Origin of the sequence: Pseudomonas sp. 91RF (assembly GCF_003576265.1) — a bacterium.
Lineage (GTDB): Bacteria > Pseudomonadota > Gammaproteobacteria > Pseudomonadales > Pseudomonadaceae > Aquipseudomonas > Aquipseudomonas kribbensis.
On the sequence record NZ_QWFC01000023.1, the window covers coordinates 263265 to 280101 of the forward strand.

At 60.5% G+C, this 16837-nt stretch carries 14 protein-coding genes; 3 read left to right on the top strand and 11 right to left on the bottom strand.

Annotated features, from left to right (window positions below; all coding sequences use genetic code 11):
• Window positions 1-28: 28 nt before the first annotated feature.
• From DXT77_RS11040 to DXT77_RS11090, 11 genes are all read right to left on the bottom strand, one after another.
• Window positions 29-1258 carry a multifunctional CCA addition/repair protein gene (locus tag DXT77_RS11040; RefSeq protein ID WP_119427641.1) on the bottom strand — a complete coding sequence of 410 codons (1230 nt, stop codon included), beginning with the start codon at window positions 1256-1258 and terminating at the stop codon, window positions 29-31.
• A gap of 63 nt (window positions 1259-1321) precedes the next feature.
• Window positions 1322-2884, bottom strand: a complete 1563-nt coding sequence (locus DXT77_RS11045) for a SpoVR family protein (RefSeq protein WP_114885894.1) — start codon at window positions 2882-2884, stop codon at window positions 1322-1324.
• On the bottom strand, window positions 2881-4152 hold the full coding sequence (locus DXT77_RS11050) for a YeaH/YhbH family protein (protein ID WP_085709216.1): 1272 nt from the start codon (window positions 4150-4152) through the stop codon (window positions 2881-2883). Before DXT77_RS11050 ends, DXT77_RS11045 begins: the two co-directional genes overlap by 4 nt.
• A 204-nt stretch (window positions 4153-4356) precedes the next feature.
• Window positions 4357-6279, bottom strand: coding sequence for a PrkA family serine protein kinase (locus tag DXT77_RS11055; protein WP_011336211.1), 1923 nt, complete (start codon window positions 6277-6279; stop codon window positions 4357-4359).
• Between the two features lie 297 nt (window positions 6280-6576).
• On the bottom strand, window positions 6577-6906 hold the full coding sequence (gene glpE / locus DXT77_RS11060) for a thiosulfate sulfurtransferase GlpE (RefSeq protein WP_007959911.1): 330 nt from the start codon (window positions 6904-6906) through the stop codon (window positions 6577-6579).
• A 33-nt stretch (window positions 6907-6939) separates the two neighbouring features.
• The gene (locus DXT77_RS11065; RefSeq protein ID WP_119427642.1) at window positions 6940-7821 is read right to left on the bottom strand and encodes a symmetrical bis(5'-nucleosyl)-tetraphosphatase; all 882 of its coding nucleotides are present in this window, start codon (window positions 7819-7821) and stop codon (window positions 6940-6942) included.
• Window positions 7821-8201, bottom strand: a complete 381-nt coding sequence (gene apaG, locus DXT77_RS11070; RefSeq protein WP_085709218.1) for a Co2+/Mg2+ efflux protein ApaG — start codon at window positions 8199-8201, stop codon at window positions 7821-7823. Before apaG ends, DXT77_RS11065 begins: the two co-directional genes overlap by 1 nt.
• Window positions 8202-8314: 113 nt before the next feature.
• Window positions 8315-9133, bottom strand: a complete 819-nt coding sequence (gene rsmA, locus DXT77_RS11075) for a 16S rRNA (adenine(1518)-N(6)/adenine(1519)-N(6))-dimethyltransferase RsmA (protein WP_119427643.1) — start codon at window positions 9131-9133, stop codon at window positions 8315-8317.
• Window positions 9130-10119 carry a 4-hydroxythreonine-4-phosphate dehydrogenase PdxA gene (gene pdxA / locus DXT77_RS11080; protein WP_119427644.1) on the bottom strand — a complete coding sequence of 330 codons (990 nt, stop codon included), beginning with the start codon at window positions 10117-10119 and terminating at the stop codon, window positions 9130-9132. Before pdxA ends, rsmA begins: the two co-directional genes overlap by 4 nt.
• Window positions 10116-11432, bottom strand: a complete 1317-nt coding sequence (gene surA, locus DXT77_RS11085) for a peptidylprolyl isomerase SurA (protein ID WP_139831842.1) — start codon at window positions 11430-11432, stop codon at window positions 10116-10118. The genes pdxA and surA overlap by 4 nt, the downstream gene beginning before the upstream one ends.
• Window positions 11413-14211 (bottom strand): LPS-assembly protein LptD, encoded by a 2799-nt coding sequence (locus DXT77_RS11090; RefSeq protein WP_119427645.1) that lies wholly within the window; start codon window positions 14209-14211, stop codon window positions 11413-11415. The genes surA and DXT77_RS11090 overlap by 20 nt, the downstream gene beginning before the upstream one ends.
• Window positions 14212-14341: 130 nt before the next feature.
• Between DXT77_RS11090 and DXT77_RS11095 the strand changes: the two genes are divergently transcribed.
• Genes DXT77_RS11095 through DXT77_RS11105 form a run of 3 tightly spaced genes read left to right on the top strand, consistent with a single transcriptional unit; the run spans window position 14342 to window position 16798 of the window.
• Window positions 14342-15361, top strand: coding sequence for an aminoglycoside phosphotransferase family protein (locus DXT77_RS11095; RefSeq protein ID WP_119427646.1), 1020 nt, complete (start codon window positions 14342-14344; stop codon window positions 15359-15361).
• Window positions 15358-16029 (top strand): N-acetylmuramate alpha-1-phosphate uridylyltransferase MurU, encoded by a 672-nt coding sequence (murU, locus tag DXT77_RS11100; RefSeq protein WP_119427647.1) that lies wholly within the window; start codon window positions 15358-15360, stop codon window positions 16027-16029. The genes DXT77_RS11095 and murU overlap by 4 nt, the downstream gene beginning before the upstream one ends.
• Window position 16030: 1 nt before the next feature.
• On the top strand, window positions 16031-16798 hold the full coding sequence (locus DXT77_RS11105; protein ID WP_119427648.1) for a DnaJ domain-containing protein: 768 nt from the start codon (window positions 16031-16033) through the stop codon (window positions 16796-16798).
• The last annotated feature ends 39 nt before the right edge of the window (window positions 16799-16837 follow it).

A 16837-nucleotide genomic window follows, 5' to 3' on the forward strand; every position in this document is an offset into this window, starting at 1 on the left:
GACCGGTTCGCGATGGCGTCAGGTATTCTCAGGACGGCGCTGATTCCTTGTAAGCCTTCAACGCCTTGAGCCGTTCGCGCTTGAGTGCTTCGCCCAGTTCCGGGCCCTTGAATCCTTTCTCCAGCAGCGGCTGTACCGCGACGCCCCTAGCAGCGCTGGCTGCACCGCGCAGGTAATCGGCCTGTGGATAACTGCGCTGCTCAAGTCCTTTGCGGCCTCGGGCATCCATCTCGCACGCGACGATAAATTCTTCGAAGCGCTGCGGTCGGCGATAAACATCAAAGCTCTGCAGCAATTCCTGCAAGGTCGAAGCCTTCAGCTCCAGGGCGCGATGGCCGTGGGTGTGATACTGGCCGACCAGCAGGGCCAGTTCCTGACAGTCCTTCGGTGCCTTGAAGCGTTCGTTGACCGCTTTGATCAGCTTCAGGCCCTTGTGCTCGTGGGCGATATGCCGCGGCCATTCCTCTTCCGGGGTCAGGCCCTTGCCGAGATCATGCAGCAGGCAGGCCCAACGTACCGTCAGTGGCTGTTTGTGCAGGGCGGCTTGCTCAAGCACGCTCAGTGTGTGGATGCCACTGTCGATTTCCGGGTGATGGACTTCCGGTTGCGGTACGCCGAAGAGGGCGTCGACCTCCGGCATCAGCACTTTCAGTGCGCCACAGTCACGCAGTACCTGAATGAACACCTGCGGTTGATTTTCCATCAGTGCGCGGGAAATCTCTTTCCAGCTGCGTTCAGCGGTCAGGGCCTCCAGTTCCCCGGATTCGCTGAGCTGGCGCATCAACTCAAGGGTCTCGGGGGCAACCTTGAAACCGAGTTCTGCGTAACGAGCCGCGAAGCGGGCAACACGCAAGACTCGCAAGGGATCTTCGGCGAACGCAGGGGAAACGTGGCGCAGGATCCGGTCTTCGAGATCGCGCTGGCCGTGATAGGGGTCGGTCAGGTTTTGCTGATCGTCCTCGGCCATGGCGTTGATCGTGAGGTCGCGACGGATCAGGTCTTCTTCAAGCGTGACCTCGGGGCTGGCGTGAAAGGTGAACCCGCCGTAACCGCGACCGCTTTTGCGTTCGGTGCGGGCGAGAGCGTATTCCTCGCCGCTTTTCGGGTGAAGAAAGACAGGGAAGTCCGCACCGACCGGGCGAAACCCTTTGGCGAGCATTTCTTCTGCGGTGGCGCCGACCACCACCCAATCGATATCGGTGACCGGTTTGCCCAGCAGGCGATCACGTACCGCACCGCCGACCTTGTAAATCTGCATAAAAAACCTCCGTTGGCCCGACAGGATAACCCTTGCGCCGGACTTTCGGAGGTCAGAACGGGATCAAAGATGAATGACGGCCAGATCGAGCCGACCGTAATCCCCCTCGCCGTGTTCGCTGCGGGGCGGCACATGGTGGGTTTTCATTATCTGGTCGCCCTGCAGGGTTTCCAGATGAATGTCGAAACCCCACAACCTGTGCAGGTGCTTGAGTACCTCGTCGGTGGAGTCGCCCAGCGGTTTGCGGTCGTGCTGCTGGTGACGCAGGGTCAGAGAACGGTCACCGCGCCGGTCAATGCTGTATATCTGCACGTTCGGTTCACGGTTGCCCAGGTTGTACTGCGCGGCCAGGGTCTCGCGGATGATCCGGTAGCCGCCCTCGTCATGGATGGCAGGCACCAATAGATCATCTTTCTGGTCGTCATCGAGGATGCTGAACAGTTTCAGGTCGCGGATCACCTTCGGCGACAGGTACTGCAGGATGAAACTCTCATCCTTGAAGCTGCTCATGGCGAACTTGATGGTCGACAACCAGTCGCTGCCAGCGATTTCCGGGAACCAGCGACGGTCTTCTTCCGTCGGCTCTTCGCACATGCGCCGGATGTCGCGGTACATGGCAAAGCCCAGTGCGTAAGGGTTGATGCCGTTGTAGTAGGGGCTGTCGAAGCCCGGCTGGAACACCACGCTGGTGTGAGACGTCAGGAATTCCATCATGAAGCCGTCGGTGACCAGACCCTCGTCGTACAGGTCGTTCATCAGCGTGTAGTGCCAGAAAGTCGCCCAGCCCTCGTTCATCACCTGGGTCTGGCGCTGTGGATAGAAATACTGGGCGATCTTGCGCACGATGCGCACGATTTCCCGTTGCCAGGGCTCCAGCAGCGGCGCGTGTTTCTCGATGAAGTACAGGATGTTTTCCTGAGGCTCGGCCGGGAACCGCGCATTGTCCTTGTCGCTGAACTTGTCCGCGCCTTTGGGAATGGTGCGCCACAGGTCGTTGATCTGCTTCTGCAGGTGTTCTTCGCGATCCTTCTGCCGGCGCCGCTCTTCCTCGGCGGAAATCGGATACGGGCGTTTGTAGCGGTCGACGCCGTAGTTCATCAACGCATGGCAGGAGTCGAGCAGGTCCTCGACCGCGTCGATGCCGTGGCGCTCCTCGCACTGCATGATGTACTGCTTGGCGAACACCAGGTAGTCGATGATCGAGCTGGCATCGGTCCAGGTGCGGAACAGGTAGTTGCCCTTGAAGAAGCTGTTGTGGCCGTAGCAGGCATGGGCCACCACCAGTGCCTGCATGCAGATGGTGTTTTCTTCCATCAGGTAGGCGATGCACGGATCGGAGTTGATCACGATCTCGTAGGCCAGTCCCATCTGCCCGCGGCTGTAGGATTTCTCGGTGCTGAGGAAGTGTTTGCCGTAGGACCAGTGGTGATAGCCCAGCGGCATGCCGACCGAAGCGTAGGCGTCCATCATCTGTTCGGCGGTGATCACTTCGATCTGGTTGGGATAAGTGTCCAGGGCGTACCCGGCCGCGATCCGGGCAATTTCGCGGTCGTAGGTCTGGATCAGCTCGAATGTCCATTCGGAGCCGGTGGAAATGGGTTGGCGCTTCTGCTCTTTGGCGGTCATGTCACTAACCTGCGCTGGAAGAGTTCACGGAAGACCGGATAGATATCTCCGGCCGAGACCAGCTGCTGCTGGGCAAAAGTGTCGGAAAAGGCTTCGGCGATGCGTTCGTACTCGTACCACAGGGCCTGATGTTCGCGCGGGGTGATCTCTACGTAAGTGTAGTACTGCACGAACGGCATGATCTGGTTGATAAGGATGTCGCGGCAGATCGGCGAGTCATCGTTCCAGTTGTCGCCATCGGAGGCCTGGGCGGCGTAGATGTTCCATTCGTTGCTCGGGTAGCGCTCGGCCATGATCTCCTGCATCAGTTTCAGGGCGCTGGAAACGATGGTGCCGCCGGTTTCCCGCGAGTAGAAAAACTCTTCCTCGTCAACTTCCCGGGCGCTGGTGTGGTGGCGGATGAACACGACGTCGATCTTGTCGTAGTTCCGCTTCAGGAACAGGTACAGCAGGATGAAAAAGCGTTTGGCGATGTCCTTGGTCGCCTGGGTCATTGAGCCGGAAACGTCCATCAGGCAGAACATCACGGCCTTGGAGCTGGGGTTCGGCTGCTTGATCAGCAGGTTGTACTTGAGGTCGAAGGTGTCGAGGAAGGGCACGCGATGAATGCGCGCACTGAGTTTCTCGATTTCCGCTTCCAGGTTCTGAATATCGCCGAAATTGTCAGGTTCTTCGCGTTTCAGGCGTGCCAGTTCTTCCTTGGCCTCGCGCAGCTTGGCGCGGCTGCTGCCGGACAGCGCGATCCGCCGGGCATGGGCCGAGCGCAGGGTGCGGATGATGTTGATCCGGGACGGGTTGCCCTCGTTGCTGATCCCGGCACGAACCGTCTTGAAGGTATCGGTACCGGTCAGATTGCGTTTGACCAGGTTCGGAAGTTCGAGATCCTCGAACATGAACTCGAGGAATTCCTCCTGGGTGATCTGGAAGACGAATTCGTCCATGCCTTCGCCGGAGTTACCGGCCTTGCCCGGCCCACGGCCTCCGCCACCTCCCGGCGGGCGGGCGATGTGTTCGCCGGCGGTGAATTCCTTGTTGCCGGGATGAACCACGGTCTGCTTGCCGCCACGACCATGATGAAGCACCGGTTCGTCGATGTCGCGACCGGGAATGCTGATCTGTTCGCCGTGCTCCATGTCGGTGATGGAGCGCCGGCTGACCGCCTCTTCGACAGCCTTCTTGATGTGGTCACGGTAACGCCGCAGGAAGCGCTGACGGTTCACCGTGCTCTTGTTCTTGCCATTGAGACGTCGGTCGATCACATAGCTCATGACTGCTCCTTAGAAGCTGTCCTGCAAAGGGCGAGCGGTCATGCAGCGTTTAACCGAATGCCTGGGGACGCAAACGCTCCCCCAAGCGCTTTGGGTGCTGCCTGAACCTCGCTACCGCCTTTCGAACACCTTCCAGAGGCCTGTGTAGCAGAAAATGCGCACACAGGCCTCGGGCTGACGACAACCGGTCTGACCGGTCGCGGTTTACTGTGATTTTCTGACCCGCAGATACCACTCGGAGAGCAGTCGTACCTGTTTGTCGGTGTAGCCGCGTTCGACCATTCGTGTAACGAAGTCGTTGTGTTTCTGTTGATCCTCTTTGCTGGCCTTGGCATTGAAGCTGATGACCGGCAGCAGGTCCTCGGTGTTCGAGAACATTTTCTTCTCGATGACCACCCGCAGTTTTTCGTAGCTGAGCCAGGTCGGGTTCTTGCCGTTGTTGTTGGCCCGGGCGCGCAACACGAAGTTGACGATTTCGTTGCGGAAATCCTTCGGATTGCTGATGCCGGCCGGTTTCTCGATCTTTTCCAGTTCCTCGTTGAGGGCGACGCGGTTGAGGATCTCGCCGGTTTCCGGATCTCGGTATTCCTGATCCTGAATCCAGAAGTCCGCATACAGCACGTAGCGGTCGAAGATGTTCTGGCCGTACTCGCTGTAAGACTCGAGGTAGGCGGTCTGGATCTCCTTGCCGATGAATTCGATATAACGCGGCGCCAGGTACTCCTTCAGGTAGCGCAGATAGCGCTCGCGGGTCTCGGCCTGGAACTGTTCCTGTTCGATCTGCTGTTCCAGCACGTAGAGCAGGTGCACCGGGTTGGCGGCGATTTCGTGCGGGTCGAAGTTGAAGACCTTGGACAGGATCTTGAACGCGAACCGGGTCGACAGACCGTTCATGCCCTCGTCGACACCTGCCGCGTCGCGGTATTCCTGGATCGACTTGGCCTTCGGATCGGTGTCCTTGAGGTTTTCGCCGTCATACACCCGCATCTTGGAGTAGATGTTGGAGTTTTCCGGCTCCTTCAGGCGTGACAGAACGGTGAACTGCGCAAGCATCTTCAGGGTGTCCGGCGCGCAATGGGCCTTGGCCAGGGAGCTGTTGAACAGCAGCTTGTCGTAGATCTTCACTTCATCGCTGACCCGCAAGCAGTACGGCACCTTGACGATGTAGATCCGGTCGATGAAGGCTTCGTTGTTCTTGTTGTTGCGGAAGGTGTGCCACTCCGACTCGTTGGAGTGGGCCAGCAAGATGCCGGTGAACGGAATCGCGCCCAGGCCTTCGGTACTGTTGTAGTTGCCTTCCTGGGTGGCGGTCAGCAGAGGGTGGAGCACCTTGATCGGTGCCTTGAACATTTCGACAAATTCCATCAGGCCCTGGTTGGCCCGGCACAGCGCACCGGAATAGCTGTAGGCATCGGCGTCGTTCTGCGGGAATTCTTCCAGCTTGCGGATATCGACCTTGCCCACCAGCGCGGAGATGTCCTGGTTGTTCTCGTCGCCCGGTTCGGTCTTGGCCACGGCGATCTGGTTGAGGATCGAGGGGTACAGCTTGACCACGCGGAACTGGCTGATGTCGCCACCGAATTCGGCCAGGCGCTTGGTGGCCCATGGCGACATGATGGTGTTCAGGTAGCGCCGGGGAATGCCGAAGTCCTCTTCGAGGATCGCGCCATCTTCGGTGGCGTTGAACAGACCCAGTGGGGATTCGAATACCGGTGAGCCCTTGATGGCATAGAAGGGCACTTTTTCCATGAGCTGTTTCAGCTTCTCGGCCAGGGACGATTTACCGCCACCGACGGGGCCGAGCAGGTAGAGGATCTGTTTCTTCTCCTCGAGTCCCTGGGCGGCATGGCGGAAATACGACACGATCTGGTCGATGCATTCTTCCATCCCGTGGAAGTCTTCAAAGGCCGGATAGCGGCGGATCACCTTGTTGGAAAAGATTCGCGACAGCCTCGAATTGGTCGAAGTGTCGAGCAGCTCCGGTTCGCCGATAGCCATCAACAGACGCTCGGCGGCGGAAACGTAGGCGCTGCGATCCTTTTTGCACAGTTCCAGGTATTCCTGCAGCGAGAATTCTTCCTGGCGTGTGGACTCGAAGCGTTGTTGGAAGTGGCTAAAGATACTCATGACGTCACCTCGCTCGATACGTGGAGCCGACGCCGGATCACTCAGTCGATGCTGGCAAGCAGCCGCGATGGCAGCTGTTGTTTACCCCCCAGAACCCTTCCGCGATCGACAACCGCGAAAGTCACTCCCGATGACCCGTGCGCCGGTGTACCGGCTCTCCCCTGTTTTGGATGGCCTGGGCTTAAGGATAGTTGGGAATTCGGGAGGTAAAGGCGAGATACGTAATTAGTTGTGGCAGACCGTTCGTCTGCCACCGCGCGAGCCCACGGGAGCCGGGGCTTGCACGTTACAAAAAAATTATTCGGAGGTGCCTTGCGCGGTTTCCGAAGGAAAAGTCGTACGCCACAGCTCGAAGCCGCCGTCCATGCTGTAGACGTCGGAAAAGCCCTGGCTGACAAGATACGCCGCGGCACCCTGGCTCGAATTGCCGTGGTAGCAGACCACGACGGTCGGGGCATCGAGGTCGGCGCCCTGGATGAAGGCATGCAGGGAATGATTGTCCAGATGCTTCGAGCCGCTGATGTGCAGCGCCGCGAATGTGGCTGGGTCACGGACGTCGACGACCACGGCACCTTGCTCGCGCAGGGCCTGGGCCTGTTCCGGGGGGATTCGTTTGAATTCGCTCATGGCGGGTTCCTGTGGCTCGGCTGAAAACGCAGTCTAACGCGGGGCGCTGACTGGCGAGGATTCGGTGATCAATGGTGCGACCGGAGGCAGGGCGCCGCCGTGTTCGTCGCATTTGCACGACAGCCGTTCAAAGCTGTCGACGTTCATCAGGGTCAGGCTGCCGCCCCACACGCATCCGGTGTCGAGGGCAGAGATGCCTGGCTCGTGAACATCGCCCTCAAGCGCCGCCCAGTGGCCGAAAATGATCCGCAGGCCACGGGTCTTGCGTTCCTTGTGCTGGAACCACGGTTTGTAGCCCGGTGGCGCCGTCTCCAGACCTTCCTTGCTCTTGAGGTCGAGCTTGCCTTCGGCGGTGCAGAAGCGCATGCGCGTGAAGTAGTTGGTGATGACCCGCAGGCGGGCCACGCCTTTGAGTTCGCTGTCCCACTTCGCCGGCTCATTGCCGTACATGCCGTCGAGGAAGGCCGGGAGCAGGTTGTCGTCGCGCAGGGCGGTCTCGACTTCTTCGGCGTACTTCAGGGCCTTGCGCAGCGACCATTGCGGCGGGATGCCCGCGTGGGTCATGGCGACTTCACGTTGCTCGTCGTAGTGCATGAGTTTCTGCTGACGCAGCCACTCCATCAGTTCGGCGCAGTCCGGTGCTTCGAGAATCTCGCGCAGGGTGTCTGACTTCTTCATCCGCTCGATGTTTTTAGCTGCCGCCAGCAGGTGCAGGTCGTGATTGCCGAGGACGCAGACCAGCGACTCACGTATGCCGTAGAGGAAACGCAGGGTTTCCAGCGATTGCGGGCCACGGTTGACCAGATCGCCCACCAGCCACAGCCGATCCACTGCCGGGTCGAACGCAACTTGCCTGAGCAGGCACTTGAGCGGTTCGAGGCAGCCCTGAAGGTCGCCGACGGCATACGTCGCCATCAGTGCAGGGCTCCGGGAACGGCGAGGCGGAAGGGTTTGATGATCGCATCGAAATGCTTGCCGTCACTGGCGACCATTTCATAGCTGCCCTGCATGGTGCCGACCTTGGTGGTCATGACCGTGCCGCTGCTGTAGGTGTGGCTTTGTCCCGCGTCGATCAAGGGCTGCTGGCCGACCACGCCGGCGCCGCGCACTTCTTCGACATGCCCGTCGCCATCGGTGATCACCCAATGCCGGGACATCAGTCGGGCCGGTTGCTCGCCATTGTTCTGCACAGTGATGGTGTAGGCGAAGGCGAAGCGGTCGTGCTCGGGTTGCGATTGGTCTGCCAGGTAGTGAGTAACGACACTGACATCGACCTGATAACGAGGATCAGACATGCAAAAGGCCTTAAGGACAAAGCGGGGTGCGGGGGGGAGCCGATGGGTTGAGTCTAGGCAAGTATCGGGCAGGAGACCAGAGCGGCGTCCTGCCCGAGTGCGATGCTTGCCTGTCAGTCGGCTGCAGGTGTTTTCGCAGGCTGTTCGGCAAGCTTGTCGGCCAGACGCACGAATGCGGCCAGATCGAGCTGCTCGGGACGCAGGCTGCCATCGACGCCGGCGGCCTCGATTTCAGCGTTGCTCAGCAATTGCTTGAGGGTATTGCGCAGGGTCTTGCGACGCTGATTGAAGGCTTCGCGCACGACGCGCTCCAGCAAGCGATGATCCTTGGCCGGGTGCGGCAGTACCGCGTGCGGCACCAGGCGCACGATGGCCGAGTCGACCTTCGGCGGCGGGTTGAAAGCCCCCGGCCCGACGTTGAACAGATGTTCGACCCGGCAGTGGTACTGAACCATGATCGACAGACGGCCCCAGTCGCCGCCACCCGGGCCGGCGGCCAGACGCTCCACGACTTCCTTCTGCAACATGAAGTGCATGTCGCGAATGATCGCGGCATTGTTCAGCAGGTGGAAAATCAGCGGCGTGGAGATGTTGTACGGCAGGTTGCCGACCACGCGCAGGCTGTTCGGCGCAGCATTCAGGGTGTTGAAATCGAACTTCAGTGCATCGCCCTGATGCAGGTTGAAGTTGCTCTTGCCGGCGAACTGCTGGTTGAGGATCGGGATCAGGTCCTTGTCCAGTTCCACCACGTCCAGCTGTGCGCCAGAGTTGAGGATGCCGGCGGTCAGCGCGCCCTGGCCCGGGCCGATTTCCAGCATCCGGTCGCCGGACTTGGCACTGATGGAGCGCAGGATGCGGTCGATGACGCCGGCATCGTGCAGGAAGTTCTGGCCAAAGCGTTTGCGCGCCTTGTGTTGGTATTGCTCGGTCATAAACGGGTCTCGGCCATCTGGTAGGCGGTTTCCAGGGCGACCTGGAGGCTGCCGGTGTCGATCTTGCCGCTGCCGGCCAGATCCAGGGCGGTGCCATGGTCGACGGAGGTGCGGATGATCGGCAGGCCCAGGGTCACGTTGACCGCTGCGCCGAAGCCTTTGTACTTGAGCACGGGCAGGCCCTGGTCGTGGTACATCGCCAGCACTGCGTCGCAGTGCTCCAGATATTTGGGGGTAAACAGAGTGTCGGCAGGCAGCGGGCCACGAAGGTCCATGCCCTCGCCGCGCAGGCGCTCTAATGTTGGTTCGATGATGTCGATTTCTTCATGGCCCAGGTGTCCGCCTTCACCGGCGTGCGGGTTGAGCCCGCAGACCAGGATGCGCGGTTGGGCAATGCCGAATTTGTCTTGCAGGTCGGCGTGCAGAATCCGCGTGACCCGCTCCAGCCGCTCCGGCGTGATCGCGTCGGCGATATCGCGCAGGGGCAGGTGAGTGGTGACCAGCGCCACGCGCAAACCGCGGGTGGCGAGCATCATCACCACCTGGGCGGTGTGGGTCAGGTCGGCGAGGAATTCGGTGTGGCCGGAAAAGGCGATGCCGGATTCGTTGATCACGCCCTTGTGCACCGGGGCGGTGATCATCCCGGCGAAGTCGCCGTTCAGGCAGCCATTGCCGGCGCGGGTCAGGGTTTCAAGAACGAAGGCGGCGTTGGCCTTGTCCAGTTGACCGGCGACCACGGGGGCGCTGAGCGGGGTGTCCCAGACATAAAGGCTGTTGGCCGGCGCTGGAGCGTCCGGCCAGTGACCCGGCGAAACGGGCAGCAGACTGACGGCCAGCCCCAACTGCGCGGCCCGCTCTTGGAGCAGGTCGCGGCTGGTGATGGCAATCAGGGGATGTGGCTGGGCTTGCGAGGCGAGCAGCAGGCACAGGTCGGGACCGATGCCGGCTGGTTCGCCGGGTGTCAGCGCGAAACGCTTGGGTTTCACTGCGCTGCCTGGTCTGCACCAGGGAGTTTGATCTCTACGTACGCTTCGTCACGGATCTGACGCAGCCAGGTTTGCAGCTCTTCGTCGTATTTGCGGTTACGCAGTACGGTCATTGCTTGCTGCTCGCGGGCCTGTTCGGTGCTGTCGGTGGCGCGACGGCCAAGGACTTCCAGAACGTGCCAGCCGTACTGGGTCTGGAACGGCTTGGACAGCTGACCCTGCGGGGACTTGGCCATCACGGCGCGGAATTCCGGTACCAGTGCGTTCGGGTCGATCCAGTTCAGGTCGCCGCCGTTGAGGGCGGAACCCGGGTCTTCCGAATATTTCTTCGCCAGTTCGGCGAAATCTTCGCCAGCTTCGATACGGTTATACAGCGATTGAACCAGCTCTTTGGTCTTGGCTTCGTCGCGAACCGGACTTGGCTTGACCAGGATGTGGCGCACATGCACTTCGTCACGCATCTGGCTTTCGCCGCCGCGTTTTTCCAGCAGCTTCAGGATGATGAAACCACCTGGAGTGCGTGCCGGTTGAGTGATGTCGCCCGGCGACATGGCGCTCAGTTCGCGATCGAACGGCGGTGGCAGTTGAGCGGCTTTACGCCAGCCCATGTCGCCGCCTTCCAGGGCGTTGTCGCTGCCGGATCTGGCAACAGCCAGTTGACCGAAGTCAGCGCCTTGCTTGAGTTGCTGGTAAACCTCCATCGCCTGGCGTGCGGCGCTCTGAATCGCTTCAGAGTTGGCGCTTTCCGGGGTCGGAATCAGGATGTTGGCCAGGTGCAGCTCTTCCGACAGTTGCATCTTGCCCAGGTCGGAGGCGAGGAAGTTCTTCACTTCCTGTTCCGATACCTGAATGCGTTCTGCAACACGGCGCTGACGTACGCGGCTGATGATCATTTCCTTGCGGATCTGGTCACGGGCGCCTTCGTAGCTCAGGCCGTCGCGAGCCAGGGCTGCGCGGAACTGGTCGACAGTCATGTTGTTGCGCTGGGCAATGGTGCCGACAGCCTGGTTCAGTTCTTCATCGGTGATGCGGATGCCGGAGCGTTCGCCGATCTGCAGCTGCAGGTTTTCGACGATCAGGCGTTCAAGCACCTGCTGATCCAGCACGCCCGGAGGCGGCAAGCCGCCACCGCGCTTGGCGATGGTTTGCTGAACTTCGTGGACGCGTTGATCCAGCTGGCTCTGCATGACCACGTCGTTGTCGACGATGGCCACAACCTTGTCGATGGACTGTACTGCGGCGTTCGCCGCAGTACCCAGGAACAGCGCGCCCAGCATCAGCGGGCGCAGACAATCAGAAAGCTTGGTCTTCACGTTGACGATAACCTTGGATGCCTTTGTCGAGGAAAGTCTCTGTCTTGGCGCCGGTGAGGCCGCCGAGTCCTTTCAGGACAATTTGAAGGAAGAGCCCGTGGTCGCCTTTTTCGTTTTCCGGGGCGTTCTGACTGAATTCGTCATAGCTGACCCAGTAACGGTTGATCAGGCGCAGTTTCCAGCAGCAGTTGTCGTATTCGAAACCACCGAAGGCTTCCAGCGTGCGGTTGCGGTTGTAGTCGTACTGCCAGCGGCTGATGGCGCTCCATTGTGGAACGATCGGCCAGATGACCGAGAAGTCATGCTGCTGGATCTTGTAGTAGTCCTTCACGTAACCAGGCTGGCCCGGGGTGCCGTAGTCACCACCGCCCACCGACCATTTGCCGGTGTTCTGGTCGTAACGAACCTGGTCGTTGCGATAGCGATAACCGACGTTGACCACCTTGTTCGGGTTGTCTTCAGGCTGGTAGTGGAACATCGCACTGCCGGAGCGTGGGCTGCGGCTGTCAGGGTCCCAGTTGTAATCGGCAGTGGTGCGCCAGTCGCGGTTCCAGCGGTATTCGTATTCCAGCGCATAGGGCGAAACATTGGAATGCGCGTCATCGCGGGTTTTCGGATCGATGCCTGGCAGTTGGACTTCGCGATCCTTGAAGTACAGAGCCTGGCCGACGCTGATACGTTGACGCTCGAATCCGTTGTCTTCGATCCAGCGGCTGGTCACGCCCAGCGACAGTTTGTTCTCGTCGCCGACACGGTCGGAGCCGGAGAAGCGGTTATCGCGGAACAGCGAGGCGTAGTTGAAGGTGTATTCGCTGGTGTCGAAAACCGGAATATCAGACTGGTCTTTCTCGGGCACATAAAGATAGAACAGGCGTGGTTCCAGGGTCTGACGGTAGTTCTTGCCAAAGTAGGACGTGTCGCGGTCGAAGTACAGCCCGCCGTCGATGCTCGCGATCGGAACGCCACGGTTCTGGTTGCTGCTGAACTTGCCGTTGAGGTTCTGGTCTTCTGGCGTCATTGCCGCAATTTGCGATTTACCGGTACCGTCCAGATCCAGCTGGTACTGGGTGTACTGGTACTTGAGCGATGGCTTGAGGAAGCCATAGGTCCAGTTCATCGGCAGGCTGACGCCTGGTTTCAGGTTGAGCCGGTCGCCGTTTGCACGGGCCAGACCAGTGATGTTGTTGTCCAGACGACGTTCGACAGTACCGTCTTCGTTCGTGAAGTTGCCATTCTGCAGATCACGATCAAACCGTACGATCTCGGTTTCGTAATCGAAGTCCAGGCCTTCCGGGTGATACGGCAGCTGACCATTGAAGGTGATCTGCGGCAGACGGTCGTACGGCGTGAGGTTCGAAACGGTCGCCAGTTGATACGCCTGAGCGTTCAGGCGTGCCGTGTAGCTGTCGCCACGATAGGTGACGGAACCCTGCTGATTCACGTAGTCCTGGCTCTTCACACCAATCTGGTCGGTGGTCAGGTCCTGGAAGTAATACGGATCGCTGATTTTGGTGTAGTCGACCTGGGTGAGCACGCGGGAGTCGAGACCTCCCTTGTGCTGCCAGTTGTACATGTAACGGTTTTTCTCGTAGTCGCTCTGCTTGCTGCGATCGGTGTCTTCGTCGTTGAGGTACGCGGCACCGAACTGACCTTCGCTGGACTTGGTCAGGTAGCGGAATTCGCCTTCCATCAACAGACCGCGCTTGCTCATGTAGCGCGGGTACAACGTGGCATCGTAGTTCGGTGCCAGGTTGAAGTAGTACGGTGTGACCAGCATGAAGCCGGTGTCGCTGCCGGTGCCGATGGTCGGCGGCAGGAAGCCCGACTGACGGCGGTCGTCGATCGGGAAGTAGATGTACGGGGTGTACAGGATCGGAATGTCCTTGACCCGCAGTGTCACGTTGGTCGCGGTACCGAAGCCGGTGGCAGGGTTCAGGGTGATGTTGTTGCCCTTGAGCTGCCAGGCGTTGCTGTTCGGTTCGCACGTGGTGTACGTGCCGTCCTTCAGGCGGATGATCGCGTTTTCGGCGCGCTTGGCGTACAGCGCGTTACCGCGGATGCGCGATTTGTGCATCACGTATTCGGCGTTGTCGACCTTGGCTTCACCGGTGTCGAGCTGCACATCGGCGTGGTCGCCGACGATCAGCGCGCCATTGTCGCGGATGCGCACGTCGCCCTTGAGTTCGGCGCGGCTCTCGGCCTGGTAGAGGCTCGCTTCCTGGGACTCGACCTGCATGCTGCCCTGACGCAGGACCACGTCACCGGCCAGCGTGCCGACCTGATCTTCGGTGTTGTAGCGCGACGCTTTCGCGCCGATGAAGGTCGGGGCGTCACTTTTATTCGTCTTGTCATTCATGCCAGGACGAATCGGTTCGATATAGGAACCAGAGCAGTAAGGACCTGTCTCGGCCAGTTGGGCGGCGGTGAGCTTCTCGCGCGGAACCCAGTCGAGGTGACTGTAGTCTTCGCTACGGGATTTCAGGCCGCGTCCCTTGGACTCGGTGACCAGCACGGGTTTGGGACCGGAGTCCGAAACGCTGCCGTTCTCGGCCGGGGCTTCGCCGGTGGCGCTGACAGCGCTGCCGTCATGCACCGGACGCGGTGGCAATGCAGCCGTCGGCGTCTTCGGCGAACAGGCCCAGCCGCCCGTAGCCGAGACCGCGCAGTCATACTGCTCGGCGGCGACAACGAATGAACTGGCCAGAGGTTGCATAGCCAGCAGACTGCCGGTTACCAACAACGGAAATTTTTTACGAAACGCGGGGGATTTCAATGCCATCTTATTAGTCCGGGCTTCCTGCGTGCCATCTGCCCGCGGTGTGGGCCGCACGCCTCTCGATGGTCTGAAAAAGATGCTGGATAATAAAGCATGACCCGCTTGACGGCTAGCGCCGTCGGAGACCCTTGCAATGCCTGACCAAGATGTACGCTTGCAACACCTGAAAGTTTGGCTCGATGAACAGTTGGCGACCCTTTTTGCCGAGCAGGGCTGGGGTGCCGTACCCCCGGCCACGTTGACCGCGGCCAGCAGCGACGCGAGTTTCCGCCGTTATTTCCGCTGGGAAGGCGCCGGTCGCAGTTTCGTCGTGATGGACGCACCGCCCCCCCAGGAAAACTGCAAACCGTTCGTGGATATCGCCTTTTTGCTGGCGAAATCCGGTATCAACGTGCCGAAAATTTATGCAGAAGACCTCGATCGCGGATTTCTTTTGCTCAATGACCTGGGTAACAAGACCTATCTCGACGTGATCAATGGCGAAAATGCCGACGCATTGTTCAGCGATGCCTTGCGGTCGCTGTTGGCTTTTCAGCAGTTGCCGATGGTGGCACCGCTACCGAGCTATGACGTCGCGCTGCTGCGCCGTGAGCTGGAACTGTTCCCCGAGTGGTACGTGAAGCGCGAGCTGGGCATCGAATTCGACGCGACTCAGCAACAACAATGGCAGCAGGTCAGCGATCTGCTGATCGACAGCGCGCTGGCCCAGCCCAAAGTGCTGGTGCACCGCGACTACATGCCGCGCAACCTGATGCTCAGTGAACCGAACCCCGGCGTGCTGGATTTCCAGGACGCGGTGTACGGCCCGGTGACCTACGACGTGACCTGCCTGTTCAAGGATGCCTTCCTCAGCTGGCCTGAAGAGCGTGTGCGCGGCTGGCTCGAAAGCTACTGGCAACAGGCGACGGCACTCAACATTCCGGTACAGCCGGATTTCGAAGACTTCCTGCGCGCCAGCGACCTGATGGGTGTGCAGCGTCACTTGAAGGTCATCGGAATCTTCGCCCGCATCTGTCACCGCGATGGCAAACCTCGATACCTGGCCGACGTGCCGCGTTTCTTCGCTTATATAGAAGCGGTGATCGCACGCCGTCCGGAGTTGGCGCAACTGCAGGCGCTGCTGGTCAGCCTGCGTGCCGGAGTGACGGCATGAAGGCAATGATTCTGGCGGCCGGCAAAGGCGAGCGCATGCGCCCGCTGACCCTGACCACCCCCAAACCGCTGGTGCGTGCCGCTGGCGTGCCATTGATCGAGTATCACCTGCGCGCCCTCGCGGCGGCGGGTTTCAGCGAGATCGTGATCAACCATGCCTGGCTCGGCCAGCAGATCGAAGATTACCTGGGTGACGGCTCGCAATTCGGCTTGAGCATCCGTTATTCGCCCGAAGGCGAGCCACTGGAAACCGGTGGCGGCATTTTCCGCGCCTTGCCGCTGCTCGGCGACGAAGCGTTCCTGGTGGTCAACGGCGATATCTGGACCGATTACGACTTCAGCGTGCTGCACCAACCGATCAGCGGACTGGCGCATCTGGTGCTGGCGGACAACCCGGCCCATCACCCGACTGGCGACTTCCGTCTGGTCGGTGATCAGGTACAGGACGGGCAACCGGATGCGCCGACCCTGACCTACAGCGGCATCGCCGTGCTGCATCCGCAACTGTTCGACGGCTGCACGGACGGCGCCTTCAAACTGGCACCGTTGCTGCGCAAAGCCATGGCGGACGGGCAGGTGAGCGGTGAGCGACTGAAAGGTCAGTGGGTCGATGTCGGTACGCACGAGCGTCTGGCCGAAGCCGAAACCTTGATAGAAGCGAGTCGCTGATATGTTGTGGCCAGGGACTCTGATTGGAGCCGGAGCGGGTTTTGCTATCGCCAGCATTCCGGGGGCCATGCTTGGGGCTTTGTTGGGGCAGGCGCTGGATCGGCGTCTTCATCTGCAGAGCTGGGGACATTTGCGGGAAAAACTCGGCGGCCAGCCGATGCTGCGCAACGACGAGTTGTTGTTCGTCCTGCTCGGGCGTCTGGCCAAGAGCGGCGGGCGGGTCACCGACGGGCATATCCAGCAGGCGCGTCAGGAGATGCGCGCGCTGGACATGAGCGAGCCGGCGCAGCGCCGGGCCATTGCCGCGTTCAATCGCGGCAAGTCCGGCGGTGACCGTTTGCGCGGTTATCTGCGGCGTCTGAGTGCTCAACCCCATGCTGCCGAAGGCGTGTTGCGCGCCTGCTGGCGGATGGTCTGGGCCGACGGTCGGGCCGGCAGCAGCGAGCGCGAACTGCTGGCGCAGTGGGGCAAGTGGCTGGGCTGGACGACTCACCAGATTCAGGCGCTGGCGGCGGATTACGAACCGCACAAGCGCCCGATCGTCAGCGCTGCGGTGAGCTATCAGGATGCGATGCGCCTGCTCGGCGTGTCAGCGACCAGCGAACCGGCACAGATCAAACGCGCCTATCGTCGCCTGCTCAGCCGCCATCATCCGGACAAGGTGGCCGGTAGTGGTGCGACGGCGGCCCAGGTGCTCGAGGCGACTGAAAAGACCCGTGAATTGCACAATGCCTACACATTGATTCGCGAGCGGCGGGATTTCCGCTAGATGAAAAAAAGATCGCAGCCCTGGCTGCGATCTTTTTTT

Coding starts and splice junctions, on each gene's coding strand:
- DXT77_RS11040 (WP_119427641.1), bottom strand. CDS start 1,258: ATGCAGATTTACAAGGTCGGCGGTGCGGTACGTGATCGCCTGCTGGGC.
- DXT77_RS11045 (WP_114885894.1), bottom strand. CDS start 2,884: ATGACCGCCAAAGAGCAGAAGCGCCAACCCATTTCCACCGGCTCCGAA.
- DXT77_RS11050 (WP_085709216.1), bottom strand. CDS start 4,152: ATGAGCTATGTGATCGACCGACGTCTCAATGGCAAGAACAAGAGCACG.
- DXT77_RS11055 (WP_011336211.1), bottom strand. CDS start 6,279: ATGAGTATCTTTAGCCACTTCCAACAACGCTTCGAGTCCACACGCCAG.
- glpE (WP_007959911.1), bottom strand. CDS start 6,906: ATGAGCGAATTCAAACGAATCCCCCCGGAACAGGCCCAGGCCCTGCGC.
- DXT77_RS11065 (WP_119427642.1), bottom strand. CDS start 7,821: ATGGCGACGTATGCCGTCGGCGACCTTCAGGGCTGCCTCGAACCGCTC.
- apaG (WP_085709218.1), bottom strand. CDS start 8,201: ATGTCTGATCCTCGTTATCAGGTCGATGTCAGTGTCGTTACTCACTAC.
- rsmA (WP_119427643.1), bottom strand. CDS start 9,133: ATGACCGAGCAATACCAACACAAGGCGCGCAAACGCTTTGGCCAGAAC.
- DXT77_RS11090 (WP_119427645.1), bottom strand. CDS start 14,211: ATGGCATTGAAATCCCCCGCGTTTCGTAAAAAATTTCCGTTGTTGGTA.
- DXT77_RS11095 (WP_119427646.1), top strand. CDS start 14,342: ATGCCTGACCAAGATGTACGCTTGCAACACCTGAAAGTTTGGCTCGAT.
- murU (WP_119427647.1), top strand. CDS start 15,358: ATGAAGGCAATGATTCTGGCGGCCGGCAAAGGCGAGCGCATGCGCCCG.
- DXT77_RS11105 (WP_119427648.1), top strand. CDS start 16,031: ATGTTGTGGCCAGGGACTCTGATTGGAGCCGGAGCGGGTTTTGCTATC.